The 255-nt window shown below is 68.2% G+C and carries 1 pseudogene; it reads right to left on the bottom strand.

What is annotated here, in order from left to right:
- Positions 1-255: pseudogene (locus EU805_RS17310) on the bottom strand (MFS transporter); the annotation flags it as partial.

Below are 255 nucleotides of genomic sequence, written 5' to 3'. Positions count from 1 at the left end.
CGACCATCAGGCCTGTTGCGGGCCGATCCGGTAGGGCGTGAGTGCCCCAGATGAGGTAGACCCCCGTGAGCATCACGTAGGCCACGCCGAAAACGGCTCCTCCGACGAGTGTAGGGATCGGGCCGAGACCGAAGCCGACCGACAGGATACTGGCTGCCATCAGGCCGAGGAAGGACCAGTGGACGCGATCGAGACCGAACCGGCCGACGAGCGTGCCGGCCCAGGCTCCGGCCAGTCCCCCGGTGCCGATGCAGG

The sequence above is a fragment of the Salipiger sp. IMCC34102 genome (genome assembly GCF_004145405.1).
GTDB lineage: Bacteria > Pseudomonadota > Alphaproteobacteria > Rhodobacterales > Rhodobacteraceae > Loktanella.
Note: the sequence above shows the minus strand (reverse complement) of the source record. Positions and strands in the feature narration are given on the sequence as shown.